The sequence below is a fragment of the Effusibacillus pohliae DSM 22757 genome, assembly GCF_000376225.1.
Classification (GTDB): Bacteria; Bacillota; Bacilli; order Tumebacillales; family Effusibacillaceae; genus Effusibacillus; species Effusibacillus pohliae.
Window position 1 is genome coordinate 34938 of record NZ_AQXL01000117.1, and the last position, 14306, is coordinate 49243.

The window sequence follows — 14306 nt, forward strand, 5'->3', positions numbered from 1 at the left end:
TTTCACAAGCGGCTGCGAACCATCGGGGAGTTCCCTGATCCGAATTGGCAAACTCCCTGATCTTCGCCAACCCGGTGTCACAGCGGCCCTCGATCAGATGCGAAACGACGCGATCAATCTCTCCAACTGCCCGGCTGATTCCCGCAGCATATTCGCCGTGGCCGCCGTTTGCTGCAGGAACGCGGTCTGTTCCTGTACGGATGCAAACACATCCTGTGCGCCGCTGCAGGTGTCTCCGGAAATGTCCGCAACATGCTCGGCGATGGCAAGTGTCTTTTCGACCGCGTCCATCTGAACTTTCGTCAATTCGCCAATCGACGCAACCGAATCCACCACCCGTTGCACCGACAGCCGCATTTGTTCAATCGCCTGCAGCGTCTCCTCGCTTTTCTCCGATTCTTCCACCACCATCCGAGTCTGTCGAGACATTCGTTCGACGACGTGCCCCACCTGGGCTTGCATGCTCTGAATCAACCGGGAGATCTCCTCTACGGAGGCCCGGCTTTGTTCCGCCAGCTTGCGCACTTCGTCGGCCACCACGGCGAATCCTCGGCCATGCTCGCCGGCCCTTGCCGCCTCAATCGAAGCGTTGAGAGCCAGCAGATTGGTCTGTTCGGCAATTTTGCCAACCACTTCGATAATATTCCCGATTTCGCCCGCGTTTTGGGCGAGACTGTCCGCCACCTCCATCGTCTCCCGGTTTGTCTGGGCGATGTTGCGCAGCCCTTCCACCTGTGCGCGAACCACGGCGGATCCGGACTGCAATGTTTCTACCAGTTGGCCGCATAATCGGTTGGATTGCACCACATGTTCGTCAACCTGTTCCGTCACCTCCCGTGCCTGCGAAATGGCAGCGGTGGTTTCCACCGCCAGTTCCGATTGTCGCTCGGCGCCGCTGGCGATTTTCTGCATGGTGATGGCGATCCTCTCGACATTGTGGGCGGCCGTTTCCGATGCGGCGGTTATTTCTTTTACGCTTTCCTGCGTTTTTTGGAAATTGCCGTCGATGTTGTGAACCATCGCCCGCAGGTTTTGCAGCATCTGGTTAAAAGCGACGCCCAACGCCCGCAGTTCGTCATCCGATCTGGACACCTCGACCTGCCATCGCAAATCGCCCGTCGCTGCCTGTCGGGCCACCGTTTCCAATGAAACCAGCGGCTTGGTGATCACCTTGGCGGCCCAATACCCCAGGATGCCCGACCAGACAATCCCCAACAGCAGGGTGCCTGCAACGAACAGTTCCTCGGGCATATCGGGAGCGATCCAATCCTTCAGCACAAAGATAAAAAATCCGGATGTCAGATAGGTCACCAGCGCCAGCACGACAATGCCGAAGACGATTTTTTTGGTGAGGCTGAATCTGTAGACGGATTGCTGTTTCTCCAACACGCTCCTCCTCCCGGTCGTTCGTATACGCCGTCAGTATATCGTGCGGGATGCAAAAATGGGATCAGGGAATTCCCTGATTGCTCCGTGTGCAATCCCGGACTTCACCCAGCAAAGCGAGACCCGGCGCTTTATCGCCTCGGCGAGACTTGTGCCCCCTGGGTGCAAAGTAACGCTGCACTTCACAGCTTACTCCGAGTAATTTGCTGGGGCCCAAGCCTGCGTCGTCCTGATCAAAAATCGAAAGGGTGTGCACGATTCCGGTGCTCACCCCTCCTCCTGCTATTTCACCACGATTGTGGCTTTCATCGATTCGTGCTTATCGGTCGGCCCGCAAATCTGGGTGCAATAGACTTGATATTCACCCGGCTTGTCGGGCGTCCATTCCACCACTTTTTCTCCGGCCGTCATCGTGTCGACCTTTACGTTGGTATTCTGAATCGCGAATGCGTGGGCTCCCTCTTTCACTGAGAAGCTGAGTTTTACCTTGTCCCCCGCTTTGATCTCCGGCTGGCTGACGTCGATCTTCCAATTGGAAGCCTGCAGTTTGACCTCTTTCGCGTTACCGGCAGTCGAACTGTTGGATGAGGGTTGGGAATTCTTGGGAACTGACGAATCGGACGACGGACCGGAAGTGTTGCCGCTCCCGCAACCGGCCACCAACCCAAACGAGACAGCTGCTATGCCTATGATCTTTACCATTTTTTTCATGATGCTTCCTCCTTGCTCTGTTCTTCACACTGATCCCTACAGGAATCATGGTAGACCCTTTTCAACGGTTGAACCGTGACAAATCTCACACAATTTGCAAACGTTGTGTGACAGCGTCACCCAAGAGACTATTCAAAATCCAGCAGACCTTTTTTCACCGCATACCGCACCAGTTCCGGGCGGGTTTTCAGATGCAGCTTTTCCATGATCTTCATTTTGTGGGTTTCCACCGTCTTGACGGACACCACCAACTGTTCCGCAATCTCCTTGTTCGAGTATCCCTTGGCGATCAGCGCCAGAATCTCCCGCTCCCGGTCGGTCAGCACGTGAAAGCCGTCCACATCGTCCCCTTTTTGCACCCGCTGCAAAAATTCCTGGATCAGCGCCTTGGCGGCCGACGGGTACAGATAGGCCTCTCCCCGGTGGACGGTCCGGATCGCGTTGATCAGATCGACATCAGGAGCACTTTTTAAAATGTACCCGGAGGCGCCGGCCTGCAGCACGCGGAACAGATATTCCTCATCATCATGCATGGTCAGGACGAGGATCTCGATCCCCGGCGCCGCCTGTTTCAGCCGCTCCGTGGCGATCAGCCCGTTCTCTCCCGGTGGCATGCTCAAATCCATCAATACCACGTGCGGTTGCAACTGCAACGCCTTGTCCACCGCTTCTTTGCCGTCCGCCGCCGTACCGACAACTTCCATGTCACTCTGGGCATTGATCAGCATCGACAGGCCGGATCTCACAATCGCGTGATCATCCGCGATAAGAACCTGGATCGACATGCAACGGTTCCCCCTCTTCCGTCAATGGTATAACCACATGGATCGCGGTTCCCTCACCGGGGGCGGATCGGATCTGCAACGAGCCGCCAAGCAGATGGGCCCGTTCGCGCATTCCGTACAGACCGAGACCGGTTCCCTGCACGCGGATTTCATTTGGATCAAATCCGCACCCGTCATCCGCCACCTCCAGTTCAATCCGGTCGCCGGTGTCCTCGAGCCGAATGTCGATCCGGTCGGCGTCGGCGTATTTGGCCGCATTGGTCATTGCCTCCTGGCAGATTCGGTACAGCGCTGTCTCCACGGAAGAAGCGTAGCGCCGTCTGGGGCCAACTACCGACAGGCGGGTGTTGATCCCAAACGTCTGTTCATACCGCTTCACGTACGATCGGATGGCGGGCACCAGCCCAAGGTCGTCCAACGCCGCCGGCCGCAACTCCACCGCCATATTCCTGACTTCTTCCAACGCCCGTGCGGTGGCTAGCTGCACTTCCAGCAGATGCTCTTTCACCGGTTCCGCCAGATCCAACTGGTTGACCACTTTCAGCCCCACCAGAATGCTGTACAGCGCCTGCCCTACTCCGTCATGCAGATCGCGCGACACCCGTTTGCGCTCCTCCTCCTGCGCCTGAATCACATAATTGGTCATCATTCGCTGAAACCGTTCCCGTTCCATCCGTTGCTGTTCCGACATGTCACGCAAAATCACGATCAGCGCATTCCCCTCCCGGTCGCCCAGCCGGGTCGAACTGGCGACGACCGGATACTCCCGACCGTCTTTCGTGCGGATTTTCATCTCGAACGCCGGCAAGTTCAATTGCTTCCCGAAACAATCGACGCAGGTAGCCTCTGCCGTGCAAGTCGCCATACCCCTGCAAATCTCGCAAAAATGAACCTTGCCCGTGAGTTCCTCCAGACTCCAGCCGGTCATTTTGGACGCGGCCGGATTCGCCCCACTCACATAGCCCTTGTGGTCGATGATGAAAATCGCGTCCGTCACGTTTTCAAAAATCGACTGCAAGAATGAAGTTGTGGCATCGGCTGTTTTCCCCTCGGTACCCCAAGCCATCGGCAACTTCCCCTCTGCTCGTTTTCTTCATTATACCGGAGGTTGCCTCACCAAATGATTGAACTTTTTGTAAAAATTTGGCGGACGATATGTGCAGCAAGGTTCGCTGGCGAGATAGTCCCCCGTCACCGCAAAAGCGCGCGCCCTGGATCCGCCGCACACATATCGGAACGGACACACACCGCATTTCCCCCGGTAGAGGTCGGGATTCCGCAACTGTTGAAAAATGGGCGACTCCCGATAGATCTTCGGTAGTGACTGCGAACGTACATTACCGGCCTTCACGGGCAGGAAGCCGCTCGGATACACGTCGCCCAGATGGGAGATGAAGACCAGTCCGTTGCCGTCGTTCACTCCGTATCGCGGACGCCCGATTCCGTCAGCCCCTTCTTTCCCGTGTGAAATCCCGAGCCATTTTTGATCGGGCACCGGTTCCCCTTCCGCCGTTCGCCGCTGCAAGACGACGCGGCGGTAATGCGGGGCGGCCGTTGTCTTGATGTCATACGGAGCGGTTTTTGACAGGTCATACAGCCAATCAAACACCTTTTCATGCTGTTCGGGCGTAATCATGTCCTCCGGTTTCCCCCGGCCGGTCGGAACGAGGAAAAAAACGCTCCACAACACGGCGTTCAAACGAGTGACAAGCAGCGCCAGGCGCCCCAAATCATGCAGGTTGTAGCGGCTGACGGTGGTGTTGATTTGTAGAGGCAGTCCCAGTTCATGCAACCAGTTGATCGCCGCAAGGGTCGAGTCAAACGATCCCTCCACACCGCGGAAAGCGTCGTGAATCGCAGCGTTCGACCCGTCGAGGGAAAACGCCCAGCGGGACAGGCCCGCTTCCTTCGCTTTTCGAATCGCTTCCCGCGTCACGTTTCGGGTGGCACTAGGTGTCATCGAGATCTTCAGGCCCTGTTTGACGCCGTACGCGATCAGGTCAAATACATCCGGCCGCAACAGCGGATCCCCGCCAGTGAAAACCACAGTGGGATGGCCGAACTCCCGGATATGGTCGAGCAGCCGGAATCCCTCCTCGGTGCTCAACTGCCGGGGATCCGGCTTCGGTTGCGCTTCCGCCCGGCAGTGTATACAGGCCAGTTCACATGCCCGTGTAACTTCCCAAATCACAAGAAACGGCGATTCATCGAATGGCCGCATCTCCGTCCCCCCTCCATCGCAGCAAGGTGCCGAGTTGTTCCGCCATATGGCCGACCAATTCGACCACCTCCGGCGGAAAGTCGCGGGGATGCCTGCAGCCGACGAGCAACACGCCCCGGATGTGCTCCTTGGCGATGACCGGAACGCAGACGATCGCTTTCAGATTTTCCGCCAGCAAAATCGGATACTGCCACGGATCGTCGACGCTTCGCGGAGAAAAAGAGGTGATGACCAGGGGGCGGCCTGACCTCATCACTTGCCCGGCCTCCCCTTTTCCGGGCGGCAACGCAATCCGCTTGTATCGTCCATTCCGGCTTCCGGAAGCATGTTTCCAACGTATCAATGGTTCTTTCGGATCCATCCACGCAAGCGCAGCAAACTCGGTATTTGTCAAGCGCCGAAGCTCGTCGAGGCTCGCCTGAAGGCCCCCCTGTAGGCTTTCCATGGCCGCATGCCCCCAAATCCATCAAAATTGCCTGGTCTGTACCCCCCCAGTATAACGAAATCCCATCCGACCTGTTATCGGGGAATTCCCTGAGTTTCAGCCACAACTCCCCCGATCTGGGAAAGAACCCGCTTTCAAAATCCCAGTCGGCCAATCGCGGCCCCTCCCCTGAACCGTTTTTCCCGGTGGGACTCCTGCAGGTGGTCCCGCCTACCGAATTTTCATATCCCGGCTTCGATAGACGATGTAACTTCGACGAAAATAAGCAAGCGGAACGCTCCAGACATGCACCACGCTTTTGCTTTCCAGGTAGGCAAGAAACCGCAGCACCGGTTCTTTCACCTCGCTGCGAGACTATGATCACGCCACACATCCGGTTTCAGCAAAAAGGAAGCATGTTGTAGAATGATCAGAAAACCCTCACACCGCCCGCGTGAGGGTTTTTTCCGGAAAAATGCGGTCGTAGCTTTAGCGTACAACCAGCACAGAACAAGGTGCACGATGCAGCACTTTGGCGCTCACACTGCCCAGCAGCACCGAGGCAACCGCGCCATGCCCGCTGCTTCCCAGCACAATCAGGTCAAAAGCTCCGTCTTTCGCCACTTCGCAAATTTCGTTCGCCGGATTCCCGGTCACCGTCAGATAGTTGACCCGCTCGCGGTCAGGGAACCGGCTCCATGTCTGGTATGCGACCGTTTCCTTGGGGTCGTTGGTTTCCGCTTGTTCGTAGGTGTAAAATACGCCGCCTTCGCCAGCCGGGATGACATACGGCAGACATACGTGCAACACGGTAAACCGGGTATCCGGCATCTGCCGGTAAGCGCCAATCGCCCAATCCACCGCTTTTTGCGAATCATCGGAACCGTCGACCGCCAGCAGCACGCGTTGAAACATACGCCTCACTCCCCTTCCGTCTTCTGTTCCCTTCGCTTCCAGTGTACCGGTTCATACGTTGACCGTCTGTCGGGGAACTCCCTGATTTTGCCGGGAAAAAATCCCCATCTGTCTAAACTGCTGGATCGTCGGGCACAAAGGGGTAATATCAGACGCAAACAATCTCAATTTTCGCTTCAATTCGGAAATTTGATCAGTTAACCGGTTATTGATGCTACTGCCGCAATCGACTGTTGCGGCAAGATACAGCGTTTCGCAATCGGGCGTGAAAAAGGCTGAGGCGCGCCCCTCAGCCTCTCCAGTTGGCAAACCGGAATTGGTTCCTCTTGAGTTTCTCCTCAACGCTTCGCTTCGACAATTCGCAGCAGCTCTTCCTTCTCCTGCTGGCTGAGAATTGTTTCCGCCATCGGGAACAGAACGTTTTCCTCCTTCAGGAAGTGCTCAAACAAAATTTGGCATCCCCGAACCAGCGGAGCCGTAACCGCTTGCAACCGCTCAGGCGTCCATGGCCCTTCCGGTTGTCCCGCCTGGCGTTCAAATTCGGCCAACATCCGCTTCGCCTCGCTGTGTTCATATTCCATCACCGCAATCGGCCCCGTTTCCGTTCCGATATGGCGGCCGAGGAGCGGAAACAACCCCTGTTCCTCCTTTTCCGAGTGAATCTCCAGTTCCCGCCTGAAATGACCTTCCCACCCAACCAGTTGCTGAATTGCGGCAGCCGCTTGTTCATCCGCGCTTTCCGCAAGTTGCTGGGCTTTCTGCACCAGTTGTTCCATCTGTTGCCGCAGCGGGGGGTGCTCATTGAACAGTTGCTGAATGGCTGCGCAATACGATGCCTGTGTTTTTGCACCGCCGACATGTCCCATGCAGCCGCCGTTTTGCTGTATCATGGCCGATACCTCCTGTGTCCTGTTAGTAAATTGGCACGGCTTTTCCGGATTGGGCGTCTTGTATACGAGAACGACCGAATCCTGCAAAGCCGCAAGCTGGTGATCGAGACCGGCCGGCAACGTGATGCTCATTCCTTGCGACAGGCGATACACCTGTTCTTCTCCGGAATCGCGAACGCCAAAATCGATCTCCCCCTGGTGGACAAAAACGGTGATGGCCACGCTCGACCGGTGCCAGGCGACGGCATGTTCCCGCCGCATGCGGATCATCACCAGTTTCAAGTCCGGGGTGTCCAGCAACTGTTTGAAAGAAGGCTTGCGCTCCTCCCATTCGATGTGCCGGTTGATGTCGATCACCAACGGTTCTGTGACCAGCATGGCGAATCCCCTCCTCTTTGTTGTCTCCACCATACGATGAATCGGCTGTACACGCAGTGACGAAAATCACGCCGGGCTTGTGATCGTTGTCATGCCTGTCTCTCAACATCCGTTGTATGATAAAAGCGGCTGATTATACCCCAAAGTAAAGGTGATTCGGATGAAAATCGTGCTGCCTCGTGAACATGGGGCTTGGGGAATGCTGCTCGCGCCCTGGCTGGTGGGTGCTAGCCACGGAGGGTGGCAGGCGTCCCATGTGTGGTTGCTGCTTGCCATGTTGGCCGCCTATTTGGCGACCTACCCGCTGCTGATGTGGATCAAAAATCCCCGGCGTAACGGGCACATGAAGCGCTGGGCGGCGGGGTACGTAGTTGCTGCCGGATGCTTCTCCCTCCCGTTGCTGTGGCGATTTCCGGCCCTCCTGGCATTGGCCGCGCCTGCCTGTCTGCTGCTGGCGGTCAACATCCGCTTTGCAAAACGCAAAAGAGAACGGCAACTGCTGAATGATCTGGCGGCGATCTGCGGGTTGTCGTTGGGAGCGATGGCTTCCTACTTTGTCGGGCGGCAGGTGTTCGATTTCACCGCGTTTGCGCTTTGGCTTTCCTGTGTGCTGCTGTTCTTTGGCAGTGCCCTGTACGTTAAGAGCTTGATCCGCGAACGGGGGAACCGCAAAATCAAAATCGCCTGCAACCTCTATCACACAATGCTTGTGCTGCTGCCGCTTTTGGCTAACGGGCTGTACCCGGCAGCGCTGCCGGTCGGCATGTGGGCGGCCGCTTATGCGTTCGCCGCCGGACGGGCCTGGCTCACCCGCTTTGATTCGGTCATGCGGCCTCTGGCGGTGGGACTCATCGAGATCGCCAACACCGTCTGGTTTGTGCTGGTTGTGTCGCTTCTCCCGCATATCCCGTAAAATCGGGCGATGGCAGAAGCTCGCACGCTTGCATCACCTTGTGAGAAAAATCACATTACCGGTTGACCATTGTCACGCTCCTTCGTTTCCTCGGAACGAAGATCCGCAAGCTGGCCCGCCCACTACTATGTCGAAAGGAACGGATTTTACGGATTCGATGTGTCGAAGCTGCTTCCGTTTCATGTGGCGAAAGGCTACCATCTGCAACTGGCAATTTTTTGGATTGCAACCTCCTGGCTGGCGATGGGGATTTACGTGGCGCCGCTTGTCTGGCCGTGAACCGAAGGGCCAGGGAATACTGGTTGATCTCCTGTCCTGGGCGCTCAACATCGGTCTCGCCGGTATGATCCTGATCACCTTGCAACCGGTAGGTTTTCTGCAATTGCAAAAAGCCTACACAGATGGATTCTGGGCGGCGCGCCAGTTTACATTCTACTAGCAAAATTGTTCACCTGCTCCTCTGGCAGCGAGTGATCCCCGATTCGATCTTCCTGCTGAGCGTTATTGCGCTGGTCTTCCTGGTCCTGAAAGGAATGCGGACCTGCGCCCTGTGAGCAAAGAATAGTGAGCCAACGGACATTCACATCATGGTAAAAATCTGCCCCGGCTGCTGCATGCCACGCATGGTTCTGCGACAATCAGCCACATGCTTGGCAGGCGTCCGGGGTCTGTTGTTGCACGATCCAAAAAAAAAAGATTTGTGTCATAACCGTTTTCTCCACAGCAACAGCAGCCCAAAAACCGCCAGCACAAGAGATCCCGCTTGCACCGTCGACATCCCCATCCACTGCCGGTTGGGAAAGTCAAGAAACGAGACCAATATCCCAATCACACCCACACCAAAAAGAGACCAGCCCAAACGCTGTACTGTCGGAACCGATCTCCTGCGAATCCCCATCCCCAGCAGGACAAGCGCCAGTCCCCGGTAAAAATGCAACGGATGATACGCATGGTTTCCGGCCATAACCCCCCAAGGAAGCAAGGTCGGTTTTCCGAGATCCACCATCAGGAGTTGAGACACGCCAAGGCCGATCAAAATTCCTGGTACAAATGCGTTTAGCAATTGCAGAAAATTTGTTTCGGAAACCAGCTTCGCCCGCCACATCTTCCATCCCACAAACAGGCCCCCGGCAATCCACCCCACCAACGCCATGTACGGTGCAGGAACAGCCATAATTGCCCGAAACGAATCTTGAAACAACAGAACCGGGTCAAACAAAATCTGGCCAAATCGCTGCACGAACCATCCGATCAACAAACCGGTCCATACTAAATCCACAACCAGCTTGCCGTTACTTCCAACGCGGTCCACATCGCGACGCAAGATTGGCGTCGCTAAGAAAAAACTTGCCACAAGGGCAAGCAAATGGATTGGAATCGTCAAGATTCCGAGTTGGAGTGCCGTATCCAGCATGTTCAACACCTATTTTTTTAATAATTTTTGAATCGCGCGCTCCATGGTGGATTCATTCATCATGCCTTGAAAGCGATCCACAACGATTCCTTTCGGGTCAATGGTTACCGTTGTCGGAATCCCGACAGCTTGATAAAGTTCTGCCACCTTTGCTTTGTCATCGAGCAAATTTTGATATTTGACGTGAAATTCCTTCAGAAACTTTTTCGGTCCTTCCGGATCCTGTTCGCTCGTGGTCATGTTCACGCCAAGGAAAATCACCTTGTCTCCGTACTGTTCCGATTTTTTTACAAGGTCCGGCATTTCGGCGCGACATGGCGGACACCAGGAAGCCCAGAAGTTGACCAATATCGGTTTTCCCCGAAAATCGCTCAATTTTACAGTCTTTCCGTTCATATCAGTCAATGTAAAATCGGGGGCCTGGTAGCCGGGAAGCGGAAGTTCCGCCTTTTGTTCCGTACTCGGTTGACCAGTTGCGGCGGTTCCCGCTGAACTGTTGGGTGCTGTCGTATTTGAACCCGCGTTCCCGAAAATCGCGCATATGGCCAATCCCACAATGACCAATGCACCAACACCTATTTGCCAATTTTTCATGGTGGCCTCCCAGCAACAGGTTTGTATCTCGTATACCGGCACGGAAGCGAGGATCGGGCCGATGCAGTGGATCCAACCTGCGAAAAAAGCCCATCTCCACTAGCATAAATCCTAACCAATGGCACTTCAACAAATTGAATCTCTATAAATTTGGAACCCTTTTCCGAACCAAGAATCTTTATAATTAATTTTTAGCCCTTCCATATAGGAAGCTAATCCTGAATTATAAACGAATTGAATTCCGTCTACTTCCACTTTTTGATCGTGTTCGTTTGTTGACTCCTCCAGAGCCATGCCGTAAGTCGGTCCGCCTCAGCCAACGCCCGCGATATACAATCGGATCATCTGTCCTTTGGGAAAATTGAGTATTTCTTTCAATTTCGCAACCGCTTCAGGAGTGACTTGCAGCATTATATTCTCTACCCTTCTTCTGAGATTGGGCAAAATACCCCTATAGGTATTATGGTAGTGTTTCACATCTGCTTTGTCAAGCTTTTCCTGGTTCTCAAAAGAGCAGCAGGATTGCAATAATCACCAACAAAAAAGAATCAAGAAGCACCAAACACGCAAAGATCACAAACATGATTGCGCGAGGCGATTGAAACGTTTCCTCATTTATCTTTTTACGATTGACAAAAAAATTTCGGGTCGCAAATCCAAATACAAGTCCGCCGAGCACCACCGATCCTATGCCGACAAATGCCGCAATCGTATTCGCCAAATGAGTGAAGGGTGTGGAACGGAAAACCACTCCAGCCGCCAAAAATCCAAGTCCCACAATGGTGATACTGGTTCGGATCCAGGCGAGAAAAGTTCGTTCATTCGCAAGATGTTGCTGCACATATTTGGAATCCACTGTTTTTTTCCGTTCTTCATTCATCATGTCTTTCAACCTTTCTCCATATTTCTCCAGCTTTAAACAACACGATTTGGATACGTTATATAACGAATCCCCAGCTGATGCGAGGTGAAAAGATGAAAAACAAATGGACCGCCTTATTCATTTCTTTTATCCTGTACTTGATTCTATTCGGCCATTTCGCTCCCGTTCGGGCCAATACCGCGAATTCCAAAGCATCTTTCGTGATTCATGAAGTGCATAGTGGAGAAACACTCTATTCCATTTCGGGGCGTTACGGGCAATCGATTCAAAACATCCGACAGATAAACGGTCTCACAACGGATCGGATTGTTCCAGGGCAATCCCTATTAATCCCAGGCCACACGTTTTTGGTGATGAAAGGCGATTCGCTTTGGAAAATCGCTGACCGACATGGAATCTCTGTAGATGAACTCATAAAAGCAAACCGAATTGGCGATCCAAACCGTCTTCAGTCTGAAACAAAACTGCCAGAAACAACTTGATCCGGAGTATTGAACGTCTGGTCACCTCGCAACCATTCAAAGGTGTAAATATTGACTTTGAACAAATAAAACCGGTTGACCGCGATGCATTTAACCAATTTATAAAAGAGCTGTCCGGTCGGCTAAAACCTTCCGGATTCACGATTTCCATTGCAGTACCCGCCAAACAGGGGGATCGATCGCCGGAATATCTTGCCGCCTACGATTATGCCACATTGGGAGCGACAGCCGATCATGTATTTCTGATGACATATGACTGGCATTGGCCCGGCGGACCGCCCGGCCGATCGCTCCGATCGACCAGGTACGCGCTACTCTGGATTATGCCGTCAAAACGGTTCCAAAACAAAAACTGTTTCTCGGTATTGCCATGTACGCCTATGATTGGACCTATTTTCCTGACGGCAAAACGAAAGGAACCGCCTACTCCCAGAACAGGGCGATTCAGATCGCTACACAACATTGGGCTCCTGTTCAATATGATGGGCGGTCGGCATCCCCCCATTTTGTTTATACCGATTCTTCCGGTCATAAACATGAGGTTTGGTTCGAAGATGCCCGTAGCATTATCAAAAAATACCGGCTTGTTCATGAATACGGCATCCGGGGTATGGGCGGATGGAAACTGGGACTTTCCTTTCCGCAAGCGGAAGAAATGCTTCCCCGCATGTTTTCAATCGTGAAACCTTGACAAGACACATTCTTTGTAATGACCGGGGCTCGATACGGCCCCGGTACCATTTTGATGGGCAGCCATTGTGCACGTCTGTGTCTCCGCTTTTATTTCCGTACTACCAGAATGTAATGGAAATCGGTTGGAAACAGGCTCTTTACAATTTCGAATCCCGCTGTCTCCATCGCTTTTCTCATATCGGTAGAGTGGATTCGATGATGGAGAGGCGGACCTTGTTCCATCGGTTTCTTTTCCCATTCCAGGCAAAAACATGTACCGTTTTTTTTCAAGACGCGTTGGATTTCCTCCAAACCTTTTGAAAGAGGTTCCACCTCGTGCAAAACAAACGAGGCGATCACCCGATCGACGGAGGAGTCCGGCAAAGGAATATTTTCGATTTTCCCTTCGACCGGTTCGACATTTTCAATATGCAGTTCTTCCAGTTTGGACTTGAGAACGGAAAGCATTTTGGGTTCGATATCCAACGCATAGACTTTGTTGTCCGTCATGTTTGCTGCCGGCAATGTGAAATATCCGGTGCCCGCCCCCAAATCGAGAACCACATCGTCTCTGCCAATCGCCGACAATTGCAATAGCTGGTCGGGCGGGAGAGCTTTTCTTCGTTCAGGGTTGTCCAACATTTCCATTTTTTCTGGATCAAAACGTCTCTCACTCATGGTGAGATCCCCTCCCATTCTAGGCCCCATTTCAGGCTCGATGATTCGCTACCGGCTCTTGACGAGCAGATCGACAGCCTCTTTGATCACTTCATCAGGATTTTGTCCGTTTTTTAGCTCTTCACGAATGCATTGCTCCAAATTGCTTGCCACAATCAGTCCAATGACGCGATCGACGGCCGAACGGATCGCTTGCAATTGTGTGACGACATCCTTGCATTCCTTGTTTTGTTCCATCATGGCGTGAACGCCTCGAATCTGCCCTTCGATCCGCCGCAGGCGGTTTTTGACCGAATCATTGTAATCCAATGCAGTCATCCCCTTTTTCTTTTACTTCTAACCATACCCCCATGCGTAAAAAATTGCAACGATACTTGAGGACATGCAAACGACGCCCGTATCATACGGGCGTCAGTCAACTCAACCTTCGAGATACGACCGGATGCTCGCTTCAGGTTGAAATCCGACCAACGGCCTTGCGGGTTTACCTTCCTTGAAAAGAATCAGGGTGGGCAACCCCATCACCATATACCGCTGCGGCAAACCCGGCTGATCGTCAGTTGCAAGCTTCGTTTACAGCCTCAATCAGGGTATCTTCCACGCGTTTTGCAATCTCTTGCAGAGCCGGATCATCAACAAGATCAACCAGGACGGTCGGTTTGGGCAAACCGATTTTCGTTGTCCCGTTCTCATGGTAGACCACAATTTTGCAGGGAAGGAAATATCCCATCAAACCATTCTGAGAAAGCACCCGCGCCGCTTCCACCGGATTGCAGACCTCAAGCACCCTGTAGGGCTGGGTAAAATCGATTCCTTTTTCCTGCAGTTTGGCGGTGATGTCAAACTGCCACAATACACCGAACTTGCGGCTTTTCAGGCTTTCTTCGACCGCGGCGACCGCTTCGTCGACGCTCTTGTTCGTTTCGACCGTGTAATGAAACACCTTGTTCGCCTCCCCGC

At 53.6% G+C, this 14306-nt stretch carries 19 protein-coding genes and 2 pseudogenes; 5 read left to right on the top strand and 16 right to left on the bottom strand.

Annotation, left to right across the window (positions count from 1 at the left end):
* Nucleotides 1-93: 93 nt before the first annotated feature.
* From C230_RS0108410 to C230_RS23355, 9 genes are all read right to left on the bottom strand, one after another.
* Nucleotides 94-1386, bottom strand: a complete 1293-nt coding sequence (locus tag C230_RS0108410) for a methyl-accepting chemotaxis protein (RefSeq protein ID WP_018131593.1) — start codon at nucleotides 1384-1386, stop codon at nucleotides 94-96.
* A gap of 282 nt (nucleotides 1387-1668) precedes the next feature.
* Nucleotides 1669-2097 carry a cupredoxin domain-containing protein gene (locus C230_RS21320; RefSeq protein WP_018131594.1) on the bottom strand — a complete coding sequence of 143 codons (429 nt, stop codon included), beginning with the start codon at nucleotides 2095-2097 and terminating at the stop codon, nucleotides 1669-1671.
* A 128-nt stretch (nucleotides 2098-2225) separates the two neighbouring features.
* Nucleotides 2226-2882 carry a response regulator gene (locus C230_RS0108420; protein ID WP_018131595.1) on the bottom strand — a complete coding sequence of 219 codons (657 nt, stop codon included), beginning with the start codon at nucleotides 2880-2882 and terminating at the stop codon, nucleotides 2226-2228.
* Nucleotides 2854-3948 carry a PAS domain-containing sensor histidine kinase gene (locus C230_RS0108425; protein ID WP_018131596.1) on the bottom strand — a complete coding sequence of 365 codons (1095 nt, stop codon included), beginning with the start codon at nucleotides 3946-3948 and terminating at the stop codon, nucleotides 2854-2856. The genes C230_RS0108420 and C230_RS0108425 overlap by 29 nt, the downstream gene beginning before the upstream one ends.
* A gap of 30 nt (nucleotides 3949-3978) precedes the next feature.
* Entirely contained in the window at nucleotides 3979-5103 is a 1125-nt protein-coding gene (locus C230_RS0108430) for a TIGR04053 family radical SAM/SPASM domain-containing protein (RefSeq protein ID WP_018131597.1), read from the bottom strand.
* Nucleotides 5087-5548: a GAF domain-containing protein gene (locus C230_RS19850; RefSeq protein ID WP_018131598.1), complete on the bottom strand. Its 462-nt coding sequence runs from the start codon at nucleotides 5546-5548 to the stop codon at nucleotides 5087-5089. Before C230_RS19850 ends, C230_RS0108430 begins: the two co-directional genes overlap by 17 nt.
* A 210-nt stretch (nucleotides 5549-5758) precedes the next feature.
* Complete coding sequence (locus tag C230_RS22475; protein WP_018131599.1) at nucleotides 5759-5878, bottom strand: respiratory nitrate reductase subunit gamma; 120 nt, start codon at nucleotides 5876-5878, stop codon at nucleotides 5759-5761.
* A 138-nt stretch (nucleotides 5879-6016) separates the two neighbouring features.
* Nucleotides 6017-6442 (bottom strand): universal stress protein, encoded by a 426-nt coding sequence (locus C230_RS21325; protein ID WP_018131600.1) that lies wholly within the window; start codon nucleotides 6440-6442, stop codon nucleotides 6017-6019.
* A 338-nt stretch (nucleotides 6443-6780) separates the two neighbouring features.
* Entirely contained in the window at nucleotides 6781-7710 is a 930-nt protein-coding gene (locus C230_RS23355) for a hemerythrin domain-containing protein (protein ID WP_018131601.1), read from the bottom strand.
* A 160-nt stretch (nucleotides 7711-7870) separates the two neighbouring features.
* On the opposite strand from C230_RS23355, the gene C230_RS0108455 reads away from it, so the two are divergent.
* Both C230_RS0108455 and C230_RS21950 read left to right on the top strand, forming a co-directional pair.
* A complete protein-coding gene (locus C230_RS0108455) occupies nucleotides 7871-8623 on the top strand; it encodes a YwiC-like family protein (protein WP_018131602.1) in 753 nt (250 codons plus the stop codon).
* Between the two features lie 117 nt (nucleotides 8624-8740).
* A pseudogene (locus C230_RS21950) lies at nucleotides 8741-8975 on the top strand (nitric-oxide reductase large subunit); the annotation flags it as partial.
* Between the two features lie 351 nt (nucleotides 8976-9326).
* On the opposite strand, the gene C230_RS0108470 reads toward C230_RS21950, so the two are convergent.
* From C230_RS0108470 to C230_RS0108485, 3 genes are all read right to left on the bottom strand, one after another.
* Nucleotides 9327-9902: a prolipoprotein diacylglyceryl transferase gene (locus tag C230_RS0108470; protein WP_211208012.1), complete on the bottom strand. Its 576-nt coding sequence runs from the start codon at nucleotides 9900-9902 to the stop codon at nucleotides 9327-9329.
* Nucleotides 9903-10046: 144 nt separating this feature from the next.
* Nucleotides 10047-10631 carry a TlpA family protein disulfide reductase gene (locus C230_RS19860; protein WP_018131604.1) on the bottom strand — a complete coding sequence of 195 codons (585 nt, stop codon included), beginning with the start codon at nucleotides 10629-10631 and terminating at the stop codon, nucleotides 10047-10049.
* Between the two features lie 505 nt (nucleotides 10632-11136).
* Nucleotides 11137-11511 (bottom strand): YidH family protein, encoded by a 375-nt coding sequence (locus C230_RS0108485; protein WP_040393254.1) that lies wholly within the window; start codon nucleotides 11509-11511, stop codon nucleotides 11137-11139.
* Nucleotides 11512-11606: 95 nt separating this feature from the next.
* Here C230_RS0108485 and C230_RS0108490 point away from each other — a divergent pair, with 95 nt between their 5' ends.
* The 3 genes and pseudogenes from C230_RS0108490 to C230_RS22965 all read left to right on the top strand — a co-directional run bounded on the left by C230_RS0108490 (nucleotide 11607) and on the right by C230_RS22965 (nucleotide 12687).
* Nucleotides 11607-11996: a LysM peptidoglycan-binding domain-containing protein gene (locus C230_RS0108490; protein WP_018131607.1), complete on the top strand. Its 390-nt coding sequence runs from the start codon at nucleotides 11607-11609 to the stop codon at nucleotides 11994-11996.
* Nucleotides 11993-12199, top strand: a pseudogene (locus C230_RS23875) (glycosyl hydrolase family 18 protein); the annotation flags it as partial. The gene C230_RS0108490 and the pseudogene C230_RS23875, both read left to right, overlap by 4 nt.
* 59 nt (nucleotides 12200-12258) lie before the next feature.
* Nucleotides 12259-12687, top strand: coding sequence for a glycosyl hydrolase family 18 protein (locus tag C230_RS22965; protein ID WP_026174225.1), 429 nt, complete (start codon nucleotides 12259-12261; stop codon nucleotides 12685-12687).
* An 89-nt stretch (nucleotides 12688-12776) separates the two neighbouring features.
* Here the strand turns inward: C230_RS22965 and C230_RS0108500 are convergent, their stop codons facing one another.
* The 4 genes from C230_RS0108500 to C230_RS0108510 form a co-directional block, all read right to left on the bottom strand.
* Complete coding sequence (locus C230_RS0108500; RefSeq protein ID WP_018131608.1) at nucleotides 12777-13346, bottom strand: class I SAM-dependent methyltransferase; 570 nt, start codon at nucleotides 13344-13346, stop codon at nucleotides 12777-12779.
* Nucleotides 13347-13394: 48 nt separating this feature from the next.
* Nucleotides 13395-13655, bottom strand: a complete 261-nt coding sequence (locus tag C230_RS0108505; protein WP_018131609.1) for a metal-sensitive transcriptional regulator — start codon at nucleotides 13653-13655, stop codon at nucleotides 13395-13397.
* A gap of 111 nt (nucleotides 13656-13766) precedes the next feature.
* Entirely contained in the window at nucleotides 13767-13874 is a 108-nt protein-coding gene (locus tag C230_RS23880) for a YbbN family protein (protein ID WP_407635575.1), read from the bottom strand.
* Between the two features lie 28 nt (nucleotides 13875-13902).
* Nucleotides 13903-14289: a DUF302 domain-containing protein gene (locus tag C230_RS0108510; protein ID WP_018131610.1), complete on the bottom strand. Its 387-nt coding sequence runs from the start codon at nucleotides 14287-14289 to the stop codon at nucleotides 13903-13905.
* Nucleotides 14290-14306: the final 17 nt, after the last annotated feature.

Excerpts from the sequence above, each read along its gene's own strand:
- C230_RS23880 (WP_407635575.1), bottom strand. The coding sequence starts at position 13,874 with ATGGTGATGGGGTTGCCCACCCTGATTCTTTTCAAGGAAGGTAAACCC.
- C230_RS19860 (WP_018131604.1), bottom strand. The coding sequence starts at position 10,631 with ATGAAAAATTGGCAAATAGGTGTTGGTGCATTGGTCATTGTGGGATTG.
- C230_RS23355 (WP_018131601.1), bottom strand. The coding sequence starts at position 7,710 with ATGCTGGTCACAGAACCGTTGGTGATCGACATCAACCGGCACATCGAA.
- C230_RS0108430 (WP_018131597.1), bottom strand. The coding sequence starts at position 5,103 with ATGCGGCCATTCGATGAATCGCCGTTTCTTGTGATTTGGGAAGTTACA.
- C230_RS0108490 (WP_018131607.1), top strand. The coding sequence starts at position 11,607 with ATGAAAAACAAATGGACCGCCTTATTCATTTCTTTTATCCTGTACTTG.
- C230_RS0108425 (WP_018131596.1), bottom strand. The coding sequence starts at position 3,948 with ATGGCTTGGGGTACCGAGGGGAAAACAGCCGATGCCACAACTTCATTC.
- C230_RS21320 (WP_018131594.1), bottom strand. The coding sequence starts at position 2,097 with ATGAAAAAAATGGTAAAGATCATAGGCATAGCAGCTGTCTCGTTTGGG.
- C230_RS19850 (WP_018131598.1), bottom strand. The coding sequence starts at position 5,548 with ATGGAAAGCCTACAGGGGGGCCTTCAGGCGAGCCTCGACGAGCTTCGG.
- C230_RS0108500 (WP_018131608.1), bottom strand. The coding sequence starts at position 13,346 with ATGAGTGAGAGACGTTTTGATCCAGAAAAAATGGAAATGTTGGACAAC.
- C230_RS0108420 (WP_018131595.1), bottom strand. The coding sequence starts at position 2,882 with ATGTCGATCCAGGTTCTTATCGCGGATGATCACGCGATTGTGAGATCC.
- C230_RS0108455 (WP_018131602.1), top strand. The coding sequence starts at position 7,871 with ATGAAAATCGTGCTGCCTCGTGAACATGGGGCTTGGGGAATGCTGCTC.
- C230_RS0108485 (WP_040393254.1), bottom strand. The coding sequence starts at position 11,511 with ATGAATGAAGAACGGAAAAAAACAGTGGATTCCAAATATGTGCAGCAA.
- C230_RS21325 (WP_018131600.1), bottom strand. The coding sequence starts at position 6,442 with ATGTTTCAACGCGTGCTGCTGGCGGTCGACGGTTCCGATGATTCGCAA.